At 32.3% G+C, this 15,345-nt stretch carries 12 protein-coding genes; 4 read left to right on the plus strand and 8 right to left on the minus strand.

Annotated elements, in window-relative coordinates:
* Nucleotides 1–4: 4 nt before the first annotated feature.
* The 5 genes from ACNKXS_RS13680 to ACNKXS_RS13700 all read right to left on the minus strand — a co-directional run bounded on the left by ACNKXS_RS13680 (nt 5) and on the right by ACNKXS_RS13700 (nt 6,416).
* A complete protein-coding gene (locus ACNKXS_RS13680; RefSeq protein ID WP_417921342.1) occupies nt 5–847 on the minus strand; it encodes a hypothetical protein in 843 nt (280 codons plus the stop codon).
* A gap of 2 nt (nt 848–849) precedes the next feature.
* Nucleotides 850–1,410, minus strand: a complete 561-nt coding sequence (locus tag ACNKXS_RS13685) for a conjugal transfer protein (RefSeq protein WP_298332518.1) — start codon at nt 1,408–1,410, stop codon at nt 850–852.
* A 37-nt stretch (nt 1,411–1,447) separates the two neighbouring features.
* Entirely contained in the window at nt 1,448–3,853 is a 2,406-nt protein-coding gene (locus ACNKXS_RS13690; protein WP_417921343.1) for a TraG family conjugative transposon ATPase, read from the minus strand.
* 305 nt (nt 3,854–4,158) lie between these two features.
* The gene (locus ACNKXS_RS13695) at nt 4,159–4,446 is read right to left on the minus strand and encodes a hypothetical protein (RefSeq protein WP_298247962.1); all 288 of its coding nucleotides are present in this window, start codon (nt 4,444–4,446) and stop codon (nt 4,159–4,161) included.
* Nucleotides 4,447–5,036: 590 nt separating this feature from the next.
* The gene (locus ACNKXS_RS13700; protein WP_417921344.1) at nt 5,037–6,416 is read right to left on the minus strand and encodes an alpha-amylase; all 1,380 of its coding nucleotides are present in this window, start codon (nt 6,414–6,416) and stop codon (nt 5,037–5,039) included.
* Nucleotides 6,417–7,837: 1,421 nt separating this feature from the next.
* Here ACNKXS_RS13700 and ACNKXS_RS13705 point away from each other — a divergent pair.
* The 4 genes from ACNKXS_RS13705 (at nt 7,838) to ACNKXS_RS13720 (ending at nt 11,622) form a co-directional block, all read left to right on the plus strand.
* Complete coding sequence (locus ACNKXS_RS13705) at nt 7,838–8,578, plus strand: LytR/AlgR family response regulator transcription factor (RefSeq protein ID WP_417921345.1); 741 nt, start codon at nt 7,838–7,840, stop codon at nt 8,576–8,578.
* A gap of 171 nt (nt 8,579–8,749) precedes the next feature.
* Complete coding sequence (locus ACNKXS_RS13710; RefSeq protein WP_417921346.1) at nt 8,750–8,923, plus strand: hypothetical protein; 174 nt, start codon at nt 8,750–8,752, stop codon at nt 8,921–8,923.
* A 105-nt stretch (nt 8,924–9,028) separates the two neighbouring features.
* Entirely contained in the window at nt 9,029–10,969 is a 1,941-nt protein-coding gene (locus ACNKXS_RS13715; RefSeq protein ID WP_417921347.1) for a tetratricopeptide repeat-containing sensor histidine kinase, read from the plus strand.
* Complete coding sequence (locus ACNKXS_RS13720) at nt 10,966–11,622, plus strand: response regulator (protein WP_417921348.1); 657 nt, start codon at nt 10,966–10,968, stop codon at nt 11,620–11,622. The genes ACNKXS_RS13715 and ACNKXS_RS13720 overlap by 4 nt, the downstream gene beginning before the upstream one ends.
* A 17-nt stretch (nt 11,623–11,639) precedes the next feature.
* On the opposite strand, the gene ACNKXS_RS13725 is transcribed toward ACNKXS_RS13720, so the two are convergent.
* The 3 genes from ACNKXS_RS13725 to ACNKXS_RS13735 all read right to left on the minus strand — a co-directional run.
* Complete coding sequence (locus ACNKXS_RS13725; protein WP_417921349.1) at nt 11,640–11,924, minus strand: hypothetical protein; 285 nt, start codon at nt 11,922–11,924, stop codon at nt 11,640–11,642.
* A 226-nt stretch (nt 11,925–12,150) separates the two neighbouring features.
* Entirely contained in the window at nt 12,151–13,356 is a 1,206-nt protein-coding gene (locus ACNKXS_RS13730) for a hypothetical protein (RefSeq protein WP_417921350.1), read from the minus strand.
* 3 nt (nt 13,357–13,359) lie between these two features.
* A partial coding sequence (locus ACNKXS_RS13735; protein WP_417921351.1) for a type II secretion system protein GspD occupies nt 13,360–15,345 on the minus strand: 1,986 nt, incomplete at its 5' end.

The following is a 15,345-nucleotide window of genomic DNA, read 5'->3' on the forward strand; positions in this document are numbered from 1 at the left end:
GTAGTTAGGTCGTGAATAATCTTAGCGTAAAGGAAGTAGCCCGGCGATACAATTTGAATTTTAGAAATACGATGAAACCTATGGAACCCAATTCTACAACAGGGGCAAAGAAGCCACTGCCATAATCTGTTCCGAAAAGATTCTGCCAAAAATTCTCATTGATTTCATTATAAATGGCGTTGATAAAAACATTAACCAGGAAAAAAGCAGGAACGAGCATATAGACTGCCGCATATAACCTGAAAAAACTATATCCTAGCGAGCGAAACTTCTCAAAGACTGAAAGGCTGAGAATTAATGGAAAGAAGGCTTGCATGATCCCTAAAAGGAAAAAACGTTCAGCCAGGAAAAGAGGGTAGATGAATAAATCTATAATCCAAAGGAACAGACTTATCAAAAAAGCGAGTGCTTTGAAACTATAAAGAGGGGTAACTAAAGCTTCATACAGTAAAGCCATAGCCTTTCTCATTGCATCCATAGCTGAAACATCTTCACCAATTGGGATATCCTGCATTTGTAGAGGCAAAAGGGAAGGGGCCGTATCACGATATTGACCTTCCACGGCTACAAGTATTCCATCAAAAAAGCTCAGTATCTGGGTGGAGAATATAACCAGCAATACCACCGCAAAGTTTTTAGCTAGTTCCCCTGGGGATAGACCCCAGGTATATCCTTGATTATCGGCAATGCCTTCATTATATTTTTTAAGAATATTTATTAAAAAAAATAGCACCGCCAATACTTTCATCCCGACAATGGTATACTGGGAAAACTCGCTATCCTGGATGGTCTGAAAAACAGTATCAATGTACTCCAGGCCAACTCCTAAAAAAATCATGGCGCTCATGCTTAGTAGGCTGTTTCTCGGTTATTCATTTTATCCTGCATTTTTCTAAAAGAAATGATATCATTATACCTCTTGGTTTTAAGCTGGACATCGTTGAGCATTTCTTTAGATTCGATTTCTTTTTGTTTTAAAACTGCTGCTCTTTCAGCATCGCTCATTTTTAAGTGATCGCTGGATAGGATCTCATCGATAAATGCCATAGTCTCTAAGGAGTTGCTAACGACGGCACTAAATGACTCCGAGACCCTGGTCACTTCCTCCGGTTTGATATAGGGCGAATTCAGTATTGCTCTTAAATCATTTTGCATGACCGTTATGAGCCGCTCATTGTTTCTGCCAATTTCGCGAACCGCCTTTAAGTCCCTAATTACTGAATTGACCTTCTCAATATTTTCTTTCTGGGCTTTTAGGAAGTTGACGGTTTTTACCAGGTTCGCAGTTTGCTTGGCGGATTCTACCAATGATTTTACCAGGCTTACAAAATTTGTATTATCATATACCGGCATTCCCTGGCTGAAGGCATTTTTTGGAAATGTAAGGGCCGTTACAAAGCATAATACCATTATGACATTCCTAAATTTTCTCTTGTTTTCCATAATATTAATTTTTAGTTTTTAAAAATTCCTTTATAGCCTCTTCCATATTGCCAGTTCTATTATAAATTGACATGATGGTCTCATTTTCATTACCATCGGTGAGATATGCGGCGTATACCGCTGGCGGTACTTCCAGGCGAAAAACGTTACTTTTCTGCCCAATTTTAATAAACATTTCTGTGTACTTTCTGGGTCCTGAAAGGTTGTTCCTGATCGATTTTAACTGGTTTAAATCATGTGTTGAAAGGTTGAGGCGGCTAACCAATTCCTTATACCCTTTTTCATTTCGAAGGCTATAGATAACCTGGGTGTTTTCCAGGATACTTGCTGAAGTGGGATTGTTGGGTAATTGATTTATGGATTGTAAGATGATACCGATAGCCCCGTTATGTTTTCGGATAGCCTGATAATAGAATTCTACACTTTCTAATACATTCTCAAATTTGAGTTGTTTGGCAAATTCGTCGAATAGTATGATTCCTTTTTCAGCTCGATTCTTCCAAATCGTTCGTTGAATCGCTGATTTAATAAGCTTGAGCATTACGGAGAGGATTTCCTTATTATCTTTTACTTCGTCTAGTTCAAAAACGATCAATCTCTTGTCTTCAATTTTGTAGGTTTGATCTTCGGAAGTCTCAAATAGAAAACTGTATAACCCATCACCCACGTATTCCGATAATACATGTAAAAAACCAGTTAAATTAAAGTAGTCCGGATGGATTTTTAAGTTATTAAGAAGGTCTTGCTGATTCTTTTCTACAAACCGGTAGAAGCTTTCTAAAGAATGATTCCCGGAGGTGCTATCGTAATAGTAACGCAGTATTTTCTTTATGGAAACCGATTGCGCTTTGGTAATTTTAAATTCAGAGGCAAATAGTTCAAAAAGGAATACCGATAAATCTTCAAGACGTTCTGGCGTTAGATCTTTGCTGTCTTGGATATAAAATGGATTAATACCTAAGCTCTTGCCACTCTCATATCGCAGTATGGTATACTGACCTGGATATAGCCGGGCAAATTTGGTATAAGAGCCTCCCAGATCAATAATGACCAGGCGAACTCCAGTTTCAAAATATTGGCGAAGGATGTTGTTGGCCAGGAATGACTTGCCTTCTCCAGTGGGTGCGAAAATGGCAAAGTTCCGGGCTTTTATTCTTTTCTTTTTCTCATCCCAGACATCCTTAAGAACCGGTATATTATGTTCACGGTCATTAAAGATGATACCTGTAGGATCTGATTTATAATTTGTATTATTTATTATCAGACATAACGCGTGTTTTAGATCGGTTACATAGAGATCTTCATTGGAAAAATTGGAAGAAAAACAGCAATAACTGTTAAGGATATAATTTTTTCGTTCTTCACCTCTCGGATAATAGGGGAGGATATCAATTTCCTTAAATTCTGTTTTTAAACGGGAAGTAATTCTTTCCAGGTTTTGGGGATCCCGGTCCCAATAAATGATATTTAAATGACCGCGAATGATGCGAGAATTATCATCCGCATTGATTTTGCCAAGTATGTCCTCGATCTTGGCAAGCAAGACTTTATTTTGAGAACCAAAATTGGAACTTTTTTTCAATTCCTCGACTTTCTTATCTAGTATCTTACGCCACTTGTGCTTGTCATCGAGGTAGAGTATTTGATTGACGATATGATTTTCATCTAGCGTAAGCCCTAGTCCATCAATAAACCCTTGATGAAATACAAAATCGTCAGAAGTGAATTTCTCATTGGTTTTGCTAGTCTGTACACTTTCGCCATAGCACAGTTCGCTATTAATGACCAGGGCATCAAAATAATTTTCTCCGATATTCATATACTTTTTGTCTAATACGATATCAGTATCACAGCCATAATTAAAGCCGTTGAAGAAATTATTGGTGAGACCTATAATTTCCTCAGATTTTAAGGTTCTTATAAATACCTTCCGAATGTTATTTGTATAAGAAACAGCATCGCTTACGGAACCGATAAAATTTTCAATAGATTCATCAGACTCCCGTAGAACTTTTTTAGAAATCTTGCTGAATGGGTTGATATATTTGGAATTGTTTAGAGCCTTATTATTTGTTAGTATGAAAAATAGGTAGCTCCGATGATCCATATATTCCCGGTCTTTAAAATGGTCGTGAGTTGCTCTTTCCAGAAAGCTGCTGTGTGGTATTTCTTCGGAAGTATAAGCTGTTTTAAGATAAACATCCTGTTTGTGTACCACCGTGCCAACGGGTAGAGATTTTAAGCTCTGAAACCAGGTCCCATGTATATCTTCATAATCTTTTTCCGATAAGGAATAAATCTCAGGTAATATGCAATCATAGCATAGGATAACATTGCCATTATTGGCAAAAATAATATTATCCTGAATATCAATAATGGGGTGTGATGAGGAAAAATTAATCTTGTCCATAGCTAATATGGGAATTTCTTTTATTGCTAATTATTTTTGGAAAAGTTCTTCCCAGGTAGAATAGTTGCGAATTGTTTATTATCTGTAGTAAAACGATATAAAGACATATGTTCCCGGCAAAAACCAATATTACGATCCCAGAGCTGAAAGAGAATATAATGACAAGCAGTGACCCTAATATTGATATCATCATCACAGCAAATAAGGAGATGGAGAGACCGAAAATGACAGCCTGTTTCCTAATATTTCTATAGATCTCAAATCGCTTCATAATTTTCTCTATTATCTATGAAAGACCTAATGGCTTAAACTACTATTGAAATTAGATAAGTAAAGATGCCTACGACTGCCCCGGCGATTAATACAAAGACAAGAACTCGAGTAATTCCTTTTTTTAGATCTGCATTCTCTCCAAAGAAGTGTCCAGCGTTAAAAAGAAAACCTACCAGGAAAATGACCCCAAGAATGATGGGGAAGATGCTTCTTATAGTATTGGAAACATCATTAACGGAATCTTCGATTCCTCCAATTTGTGCAAATATTGGACTGGAGAGAAGTAATAGAAGAATGGATAGATAGAATGATTTTTTCATAACGGAAAAGTTTAAATTTTCGATTCGTTTTCGTTATGAGAAAAGTATAAAAACAATTATTTAAATAATTGAATATCAGATAATTGTGTATAATATAAGATATGTGAAATTTTGAATTTATCTGGTGTCAATTTCTATCAAATACTATCAGTTTATGAAAGTTGATTGTTGATAATTATAAAACTGCTAAAGCTGAAAGGGATTGAAAATGTCATTTTTTATTCTAACATTCAATAAAAAGGCTAAATGATTTCTAAAATTTGAAATGCTCTTTTTGTTGAAATTAAAGCAAATCTATGCTTCTTTTAAGATCGTATAAAGTAACACTTTTAAAGAGAAGAATTTGATTTAATTATTACGTGCCAGAACTCAAATAATTATTCTTAAAAATTGCTTTTTAGCTGAGAACGCTTTTCAGTAATTTATGAGTCTGACGGCGAACGGAGTAATAGATTTATATGAGTAGGAGAGAAATTAAATAATAAAAATTAATTAGGATTTATTGAATAGACAGGCTATGATTTAATTATTAAAAAAATAAAGAAAGATGTACCACATAAGTAGCACATCTTTTAAAATAATTAAAAATTTTATTTTGAAGACCATATCGTATAACTATTGGCTGGAACTTCTATTTTAACCCATCCATCGCTTTGAGTTGTCGGTTCCCATCCAGAATTTCCTGTATAATCTTTTATTCTACTAAAATACCAATTCGTTGACACCCATCGTTCTTTTCTACTATCACTATTATTAATATATACAATTAGGCCTGGAGCTCCATTCCTTCTTGCAACATACTCATCCTGGTCGGCATGGAGGATTGAAGTATTTCCTTGAGCTTTATTATTGTGAATCCAGATAAGATTATTTAGCTTATCCTTATCAAGCCATTGTTCATAATCGCTAAAAAAAATGGTTGGGTATCCTTCGTGAGTAAGGATATAGGCATAGGCGAGTAATTTACCATTGAATATTTCATCGGTGTCATGATTTGCGACAAAGGTAACGGCTTTGGTAGGCCTTCTCTTCCATAACATATCCCCTTGTAGCTTTGTGAGATCATTACCTTCAAAGGCATCTTTCATTCTATAATAACAAGCAAAATCAAAGGCAGAAGAACCGGATTGATCTACCCAGGATTCTAAAATTGCTGCATTTCCATCCCAATATTCTCCGACAGAAAAACCACCAACTTCATTGGTCCAGGAACTTACTACTCCAGGAGCAAATCCTTTTACGTAATCAAATCTCCATCCATCGAAGCCCATAGTATTTTTGTAATATTTAGCTACAGAATTGGTTTTATTCCATAACCAATCCTGAACGTAAGATTTATCATGACATAAATCGGCAAATCCACCAAATGATCCGGAATCATTACTATGATAATCATTAGGGTGAAAATCCGTAGCAGACCTGTAAAATAATCCTGAAGCCGGATTATAATCTGTATAGGTATTTGTGCCACTATAAGGATTAGATTCGAGTGAACCTCCGCTATTATGATTTATTACAATATCGGCTATAACGCTGATACCATTAGTATGTGCTGTCGCAATAAGAGTTTCCAGTTCAGACCTTGAGCCAAACCTAGTTTCTACAGAACCCATCTGGTCATATTGGCCAAAATCATAATAATCAAAAGGATCATAGCCCATTGAATAAGGACCGTTTTGAGCTTTAGAAACTGGAGGTAGCCAGATAGCATCTATTCCAGCGCTATTCCATGAAGGAATTTTCGAGGTGATTGTTTGCCACCAGATTCCTCCGGCCGGAACATCCCAAAAAAATGCTTGCATCATTACCTTGCTTCCTACTTGCGCTTTATTAGTAGTCGCAAGTGTTTTTTTAGGAGAAATAGAATTTGCTTCTTCCAATCCGTTATCCTCTATTATTTCTGATCTTTCACAGGAACTTGAAAGGCAAAATAATAGCATTAGTAAAATAAGATAATTAAGTTTTTTCATATTTAAAAGATTAAGGGTTTCCTCTGAATTTATGAAAATTATCTTTTTTTACCCTATAAGTTATAGAATATAATAAACGAAAAGGTTATAGAGTTAATAAATTGTCATTTTTCAATTTTTACTGCGTATTTAAATTTCTATGTTAATAGCTATCGACTAATTAAATATAGTTCATTACGTTATTCTTGAGATCCCTGGGCTGTACTGATACCTTTAAACCAGTTCTTAACTTTGAGAAATTGTATTATAAAACTCATTTCCTATACAAGAAGTTTTCAAATAATCACTGAATTTAATATTACAAATTCTATGCAGATTTAATCTTTACATTTACTGTCTCAAGGTCTATTCAAATTAATATTTTGTTATATATCATAGTTTTTAAGCGAGGCAAAAACTCGATAATTTTGAGCTTTATAAATTTAGGAGCTACCAAAATAACCTACAAAAAAACTTGTTGTAAGTAAACTTTAAATAACTTAATTATTTTTATAGAACGGTCGTTGTATAAGACCTTAGGCTGCTTCCTAATTTCGATTAAATACAAGTGAAACTTGCTCCTGATTTTTCTTAATTGTGAGGCATACTACACTTTCTAAAAGCAATTGAATATTCCAGCGTATAAATCTTGAGATTTAACTAAGGACTTTTTTCGGCTGCTCGTTGTTGCTTTTAATAGTAATTAACTGGACTATTATTTGTAGCATGTAGCAGAGAAAATCGCTACGAGAAATATCAATATTTCAACCTCATTTCTAGATTTGAGATAAAAAATTTTCACTTCATTGATAAAAACATTTTTTAAACAACAAAAAGATCTTCAAATTCGATTAACTAATCTTCAATTTTCTAATAGTAAACTTACAACAGTTATTATGTTTTCTATCTTTCTATTTTCATTTAGGAATTACGTAGTTATAACTGTTTTACTAATTTGAACAAACGGAGAAAGGTAATTAATATGCAAATTCAAACTTTTCGATAAGTTTATTTACAACTATTCTTAGAACCATCTCAACGTACTATTTAATGAGTAACAGGCATGTATATTAATCATGATCTAAGGGGAAGTGTATTCACTAATTTCTGTTGACTCCTCTGAATCAATCTTATTGTTTAATTTTTTTGCAAATGGTTACTGTCCATTAGAAACTATTTGAATTGTTAACCTAGACCAATATGTATGAAGTCCTGATTTTCAAGGAGTATTGCTTCAAAATTTTCTTATTCTGAACAATATAAATGAAAAAACTAGCTAGAGATATTTGTAAGTAAGAAACCAAAGTATGTTGCTTTAGTTCAAATTGCTCCACAATAACAGACCAACATTCTAAAACCGTAAACTCGTTATGGTTTGAATACTATAGGAGAAGAAGATGCTGACTAATTTTGCATGTGTTAAAAATTTAGCGGTATTAGATATGAGACTTACCTATATCATTATTAGTAATGATCAGGATTTAAAGAAGGAGCTCGAAAAAAAGTTTCTTGAATTTCCCATGATTTTAGAAAATGCCTCAAAAAATTCAAATATTAAAATACAAGACCGATTACTTGATGCGAAGCCAGATTTTATTTTTATTGATTTGGATAACTCAGGTATTGATGATTTATATTTAAACATCAATGAATGGATTCAATTCTTGAATAAGCGTCCAACCTTAATTGCTTTATCAGAAAGGAAAAAGTACGCATATCAGGCTATAAAAAATAATTTCTCTGACTTTCTATTAAAGCCTATATCTAATTTCGATTTGCAAAAATGTTTATTTAAATTAAATTATCATCCAAAAAAGGCATCGGAAAAATTATGTTTAAGCTCTCATTCTGACTACCAATTTATCGAATTGCAGGACATTGTTTATTTGCAGGCAGATAATAATACAACTGATTTCTACCTAAAAAAAGGAGAAAGAGTAACTTCGTTTAGAACATTAAAAAATTTTGAAAGTCTTCTGCCAAAAGAATTTTTTAGAATTCATAAAAGTTATATAGTTAATTCCACTTTTATTTCCAGGATCAATTTTGGAAAATCCCGAATAAGCCTTAAACGAGGCGAAGTAGATATCAGCCTACCAATATCAAATAAATATAAGATAAATGTAAAATCATATAAAGATTCTTTATTTGATTCCCACAATTTTTTACTTGTAGCTAATTAATTAGAGCGTGAAATCATATAGTTGACTAGTAAACTATACCCACTCACCAAATTTAGAGAGCTACATTCTGATACTTCTTTTTTAGCAAATATTTTTGAACTCATTAACAATTGGTGTTAATAAATCTGCTGCTCCCTACTCAGCATAATGTTTAATTATAAAATTATTTATATGCGTTCAAAAGCTATTTACTTGTCTTTATTTTGTTTAATTTTTTCTATTACTTCGTGTGATCCAGAGCCTTTACCACTTAATGATGATTCCCAAACCCAGTTAAATGAATTTGAAGCTTATTCAGATACCGGAAATGAGCACAATGAGGTAGATGATGATAAATCTAACTAGATAATGATATGTAAGCGAAACTTTTGTTAGTTTCGCTTACATAATATTATAGATATAAACGTTATCAATAAATTTCTTAAAATTCTTTATTTATCAGGAATCCTAGTGTTGGTATCCAATTGTTCATTTGAAGATCATAATGTCTCTTTCAATGAACAAGATATTCAATCTTACATAGCAGATACTGATGACCAATCTCTATTAGAGACTTATCTTAATGAAATCCAAGAAGATTCTATAAAACGGAAGTTTATCTTTAAAACATCTTATAAATTTTATAAAGAAAATGATTCCGCAAGATTTCGATATTGGAATACTAAATCACGAAATTTTTCAAATAAAAGAATTGATACACTCGGGATTGCAGAATCTTATTGGGATTTAGCGAACTTCTTTTACTATAATAATTTAAAAGATAGCTCTTACTTTTATTACAATAGGGCATTCAAAAATTATAATGATATCAAAGCATCATTCTATGCTGGTAGAATGCTGCTAAATATGGCTGTGATTCAATCAGATGCTAGAGATTACACTGGTAGTGAAATCACCACCATAAATTCAATACGTCTACTAGAACCTCTCAAAAGACATAAGCAACTTTACATGGCTTATAATAATCTTGGAATAGTATATAATGGGATGCATGAATTTGAAGATGCTATAAAATATCATGAATTAGCATTATATCATAAGAAAAAATTAAACCCAACAATTTCAGAAGCACCGACATTGAATAATATTGGTGTTGTGTATCAAAACATGGGCAATTATAGTTTTGCCAAAAATTATTTTGATAGAGCATTAGTAGAAAAGAATTTACTTCAACAGGATCCTAAGCTTTACGCGATGCTTATTGATAACCTTGCTTACAATAATTTTAAGCTAGGCGAAGTAGAGGGCGTGGAGAAAAATTTGAGGAAATCACTTAGTTTAAGAGATAGCCTTAATCATACTTCTGGAATGGCGATCAACTATATTCATCTAGGAGAGTATTATTTGAGAGTTCATAAAGATACTCTAGCTGCAATTAGTAATTTTCGAAAATCAAGAGAACTTGCCATTTCTAATAATAATTTTCGAGACTTACTAAGTTCCTTAATTTTTCTAATAAATGTAGATCCTGAGAGGGAAAATAAGCATTTAAAGCAATACATAGAAATAAGGGATAGCATAGCAATTCAGGATAGATCATTACGAAATAAGTTTGCAAGAATTAAATTCGAGACCGATCAATTCATTGAGGAAAATAAAACATTGAATTATCAGCAACAATGGATTATTATAAGTTTCTCAATTCTATTAATATTTGTTACGCTTGTATATATTATAAGGAGTCAAAGGGTAAATAACAGGAAATTGATTCTTGAAAAACAGCAGAAAGACGCAAATGAGGAAATATATAATTTACTTTTAACTCAACAGCAAAAAGTTGAGGAGGCTAAGCAAAGAGAGAAATATAGGATTAGTTCAGAATTGCATGATGGTATACTCAGTAAATTATTTGGAATTAGGATGACTCTAGAGAGTTTAAATGATGACAATGATCCTGACTCAATTTTAACTCGTTTTACTAATATAGAAGAACTTCAAAGAATTGAAAGTGAAATAAGAGAGATTTCTCATGACCTTGCCAATGATAGGGAAGGTAAACAGGTAGATTTGATAGAAATTATTCAGGAGTTTGTCCAGAATAATGAAAAAATTTCAGGTATTCAAATCTCTTTGCAAGTGGACAAAGAAATTGACTGGTTAATCGTAAATAACAAAATTAAAATACACTTATATAGGATAGTTCAAGAATTAGTCTTCAATGCAATAAAATATTCTGATGCACAAAAAATTAGTATTATATTTAAGTCATTGAAGAATAAAATTCAAGTGCAAGTTTTAGACGATGGTAATGGGTTTGATATTCAAAAGACAAAAAAGGGTCTTGGAATCAAAAATGTATATTCGCGTACTAATGAGTTGGGAGGGGATGCTGATGTTGAATCTAATTCAACGGGAACTAAATTTAAAATTCTAATTCCAAGTAATTTATGAAAAGAACAAAGGTTCTGTTAGTTGATGACCATCCGTTAATATTGGAAGGTTATAAAAATGTTTTAAAAAAGAATAGCAAGAATCAATTTATAATAGAAACATCAAATGATTTAGCTTCTACATACCTCAAAATCACGAATGCCTCTTCGCCTTATGATTTAGTATGTCTGGATATGAATATGCCAGCAGAAGAAAGTTTGGATATGGTTTCCGGTGAAGATTTGGCTTTATTCATCCGCAAAAACTATCCCGAAGTTCGAATTCTAGTAATGACTATGTCAGATGACAACTTTAGACTATTCAACATCCTTAAGACTATTAATCCGGAAGGTTTTCTAATTAAGAAAGATATTAAACCGAATAATTTAGTAACAGCATTTAATGATATTTTAGAAGGTAAATCTTACTATAGTCATACGGTAACCAATTTGCTAAGAAAGCAAATCCAGAGTGAACTTATTCTGGATAGTAATGATAGGAAAATTTTGTATTTCTTGTCGAAAGGATTGAAAACTAAAGATTTACCAAATGAAATTCCATTGTCCTTAGCTGCAATTGAGAAACGTAAGAGAATAATGAAAGAAGCTTTTCAGGTAGAAATAAAAAGTGATCTTGCGCTGGTAATTAAAGCGAAAGATATTGGGTTTCTATAATTCTCTAGATTGGGGATTTAATCGCTCTTTTCTTTGATATGGCGAATAATGGCATTTACATGTAGCTTCTTGATTGTTGTACGATAGTCGGTCTCTAAATAGAAATTAGTATGAACTAATCTACCAAGACTATAATTATTTTCTATACTAAACAAAATCTTTTCTAAATCTTTGTAACTTCCTTCTAATTTAAAGTTGTAGGAGGTGACATTCTCATTAGCATCGGTAATATATTCATGAGGTGCTTTAAATGCGATGATCTGATAATTAAGACTGTCCGAACTATTATTTAAAATGGACAATAACTGATTATGAACAGACGAAGAATTGAGATTATTAATTTGTATAATTGAGTCAAGCCGTTGATTCTTTGATTTTAAAATATTGATTTTAAAATTTCGCTCATCCGAAATTGATAAAGAACGATTTATATTAGAAATTTCGCTTTTTAAATCTAAAGTCTTCGTAATGGAATATTTGTAGGCGAGAATACTGGTTATGATAAATACAGCTACCAGTAAAAGATTTTTATTTTTTTGGGTCATCTGTTGTATTTATTAAAATAGAAAACTTGGATTCCTTGCGATCTTCATTCACGAAATCAATGACTTTTACATTGTCTATCCAGTAGTATTTTTCCAGATTTATCATCCATTTTGAAAAAGCAGTATCGTTCCTGGTAATTCCTTTTAATAATATATAGTTCTCATTTAAAATTATGGGTTCATTTGGAACAATATTACTTTGGAGTGGTTGAAAAACCATTTCTAGAAAACTAATATCCTTCGGCTTTTCCACTACAAGCTGGTTTAATCGGTAAATTACGTTGGAATTACCATTAGATTTTATATTTTCAATAAGCTTGAGTTTATTTTCTCGATCATTTTTTAGTGATTGGTATGATAGGTGATTTTCTTGCGAAGCAATTTCTTTATCTATTAATTCTCGATATTGGTTATGAAAAGAAGAGAAAAAAATATAATTTATTAATAATATGACGATAAGGCTACTTAAAGAAATTTTAAGAAACTTCCAGAAAAACCTTTTTTGAATATAATATTTACTTAGATATTCATTTCTTTCATGCAGGTTTGATAAAGAAAATGTTTGAGCAGTAAAATAATTAAATATAGCAGAATAAGAAACTAGATATTTAAAATTAATAGTTTCATCCTGAATGATATAGTTCTCGATAAAATTTCTTGTTTTTACACTTTGGTAGACTCGGATCTTCCCAAAATCTTGTTTGACATTAAAATTCTCAATATGAACAATTTTTGGCTCTACCCATTTGAAAATGTTTTGTAAACTAAGAAAGCTAAGACTAAAACCAACCACAAGAATTGAATTGTTGTTTAATAGTTCGACTATAGAATTGACAAAATCTTTTCTTGCAATAGCGATTAGAAAGGCATTTTCAACTTCCCATATTTGATAATAAATACTTTCAAGATCAAGATTAGGAAATGTCTCTTTGAGGGCATCCATATGGCTAGATTTTTTGGAAGCCTCCTTAACTAGAACCTGTGGCCCACTGATTGTTAAAAAACAATGCTTGTTTTGAATTTTATCTTTTAGATTATTTACTGATACAAAGGATTCCTCATTGTTTTTTTTTACTTTATTTCCTGAAAACGTGGCAGATACCATGTTGATCCGGTATTCGTCCAGCGTACCGTTATACTCCAAAGAATAAATTTGTTTACCAAATTTGAGGTGATTTTGAAGGTACATTTTTTAATAAATTACAGTAGGTTTTATAAGAATATTTAACTTTTTTTTGGAATCTTCTCTTCTACGTTCACTAAACAACCATTTTATTATTGGAATTCTTGCAAGAAAAGGTACTCCTGATCCTGAATCATCTTTCGTTCTTTGTTCAATCCCTCCTAAAATTGCCACATCTTTATCTCGCATTCTAATTATGGAAGAAAATTCCCGACTGTTCATTCCGGGAGGAGCATTTTCGGCAATTCGTTCTCCGTTAAAACTAGACTGGATAACATTTATATCCATGGTAATTTCACCATTTCCAGCTACAATCGGCATGATTTCCAGCGCCAATTCCGCATCAATTGGGTAGTAATTTGTAATTTCTGAAGTTTGTGGTATTTGGGAACCGAAAAAATTTTGATTTGTTACGGCATAGTATGTAGTTTGTCCACTAGATAAGTATGCTTTGTGGCCATTGAGGGTGCTTAGCTTTGGAGTTGATAGGATCTTTAGATTTCCGTTGGATTCCATTGCCTTAATGTCCATATAGAAGTTGGGTAAAACCTGACCAATGTTTAATGAGCTGAATGCATCAAAACCTCCAATTACTCGGTTAACGGTTTCCGCCCCCAAACGCATATTTGCTGAGGGAAAAGCTTGTCCTTCAGTTTGTACTTCCTCTTCTCCAAGGCCAAAAGTCACCCCTGTTTCAACAAGCGCAGATTTATTAACTTCAAGAATCATTACTTCAATGAGAATTACTGGTACAGGTCTATCGATATATTCAACAAAATTTTTGAAGTGTTCTATATTTCTTGAGGGACCACTCACAATAAAACTATTCAATTCTCGATCAATTTTTAAATCAATCTTATCTAGTAATTCGTTAGGTATAATGTCAAAAATATTTCCGGAGCTATCTTGAACATCTGCGTTTGAACTTCCTGTGTAGTTTCTTTGATTTCCAACGTTATTATAGTCATCCCTAGGATTATTTTGACCGTAATAATTTGTACTACCTGATATAAAATTACTATTTCTGCTCTGACGTCTTTTTTCAAAATTATTAGTTGGATCTGAGAGCATTTCAATAGATCTATACATCATTGGGATGATTTCAATATCTTTAATCGTTAACTGATTCTCTGTTCCGAAATAGTAAATTCCATTTTCTTTCTTAAAAGTAAGATTTGAAATTACTTGATTATTTATCTGATTTCTATCAGTGGCGTTCGATGCATTTACTACGTCTTCTCTTGAATTAATGCTTTGAAAAATCTTTTCAAAAAGCTGATCTACAAATATGCTTTCAGCTGAAACCGTAATTTCTGGTAAATTATTAAGCGGTGTGGCAGTAAAAATGTCAAGGCCCAATTCACGTATAAGAGCATAAATAATTCTATTGGCCGGTACATTTTTAAAATCTACCTGTATTCTATTCTTTGTTGAATCTATTATTTTAAAATAAAAATCTTTTGAGTTTCGTGTTGCAATTGCATTTTCATTATCTCCAGTTTGAATTAAACTATTAAAAATAAAGAATCCCCTTTCGGATTTCTGCACCTCAAGATTATTGGATAGTGCAAGATTTTTCATAGCTAGATCGAAAGGAACGGATTTCTGGTAGGAAGTGAGTTTCAGCGATTCCATTCCAGGGGCATACACAAGGTTCTTTCCAGATACATCTGTTATTTTTCGAAATACCTTTGCTAATGGATCGCCTCTTAAGTCTATATTTATAAGCTCTCGCTCAGGATTAAAATTGGCTAGAATTTTCTTTTCTTCAATAATAGGAGGTGGAGCTATAAATTTAGAAATTGATATGATATTCCCTGTAAATTCGATATTCAATTGGTATTCCTTTGCAAGGAAAAGCAATAAATCTGAAATATAAACATTTGAAAAGTTATTGATAATATTAATCTCTTCTAAATCGGGAGATACGTTAATATTAATTTCATGAACCTTAGCTATTGCTAATAAGAAATTAGATAAAGTAGTATTTGAAAT

The sequence above is a fragment of the Christiangramia marina genome (assembly GCF_048285865.1).
Taxonomy (GTDB): Bacteria; Bacteroidota; Bacteroidia; order Flavobacteriales; family Flavobacteriaceae; genus Christiangramia; species Christiangramia marina.

Bases quoted from the DNA above. Each gene is read 5' to 3' on its own strand.
- ACNKXS_RS13705 (WP_417921345.1), top strand. From the start codon at position 7,838: ATGAGACTTACCTATATCATTATTAGTAATGATCAGGATTTAAAGAAG.
- ACNKXS_RS13690 (WP_417921343.1), bottom strand. From the start codon at position 3,853: ATGGACAAGATTAATTTTTCCTCATCACACCCCATTATTGATATTCAG.
- ACNKXS_RS13730 (WP_417921350.1), bottom strand. From the start codon at position 13,356: ATGTACCTTCAAAATCACCTCAAATTTGGTAAACAAATTTATTCTTTG.
- ACNKXS_RS13700 (WP_417921344.1), bottom strand. From the start codon at position 6,416: ATGAAAAAACTTAATTATCTTATTTTACTAATGCTATTATTTTGCCTT.
- ACNKXS_RS13720 (WP_417921348.1), top strand. From the start codon at position 10,966: ATGAAAAGAACAAAGGTTCTGTTAGTTGATGACCATCCGTTAATATTG.
- ACNKXS_RS13695 (WP_298247962.1), bottom strand. From the start codon at position 4,446: ATGAAAAAATCATTCTATCTATCCATTCTTCTATTACTTCTCTCCAGT.
- ACNKXS_RS13680 (WP_417921342.1), bottom strand. From the start codon at position 847: ATGAGCGCCATGATTTTTTTAGGAGTTGGCCTGGAGTACATTGATACT.
- ACNKXS_RS13710 (WP_417921346.1), top strand. From the start codon at position 8,750: ATGCGTTCAAAAGCTATTTACTTGTCTTTATTTTGTTTAATTTTTTCT.
- ACNKXS_RS13685 (WP_298332518.1), bottom strand. From the start codon at position 1,410: ATGGTATTATGCTTTGTAACGGCCCTTACATTTCCAAAAAATGCCTTC.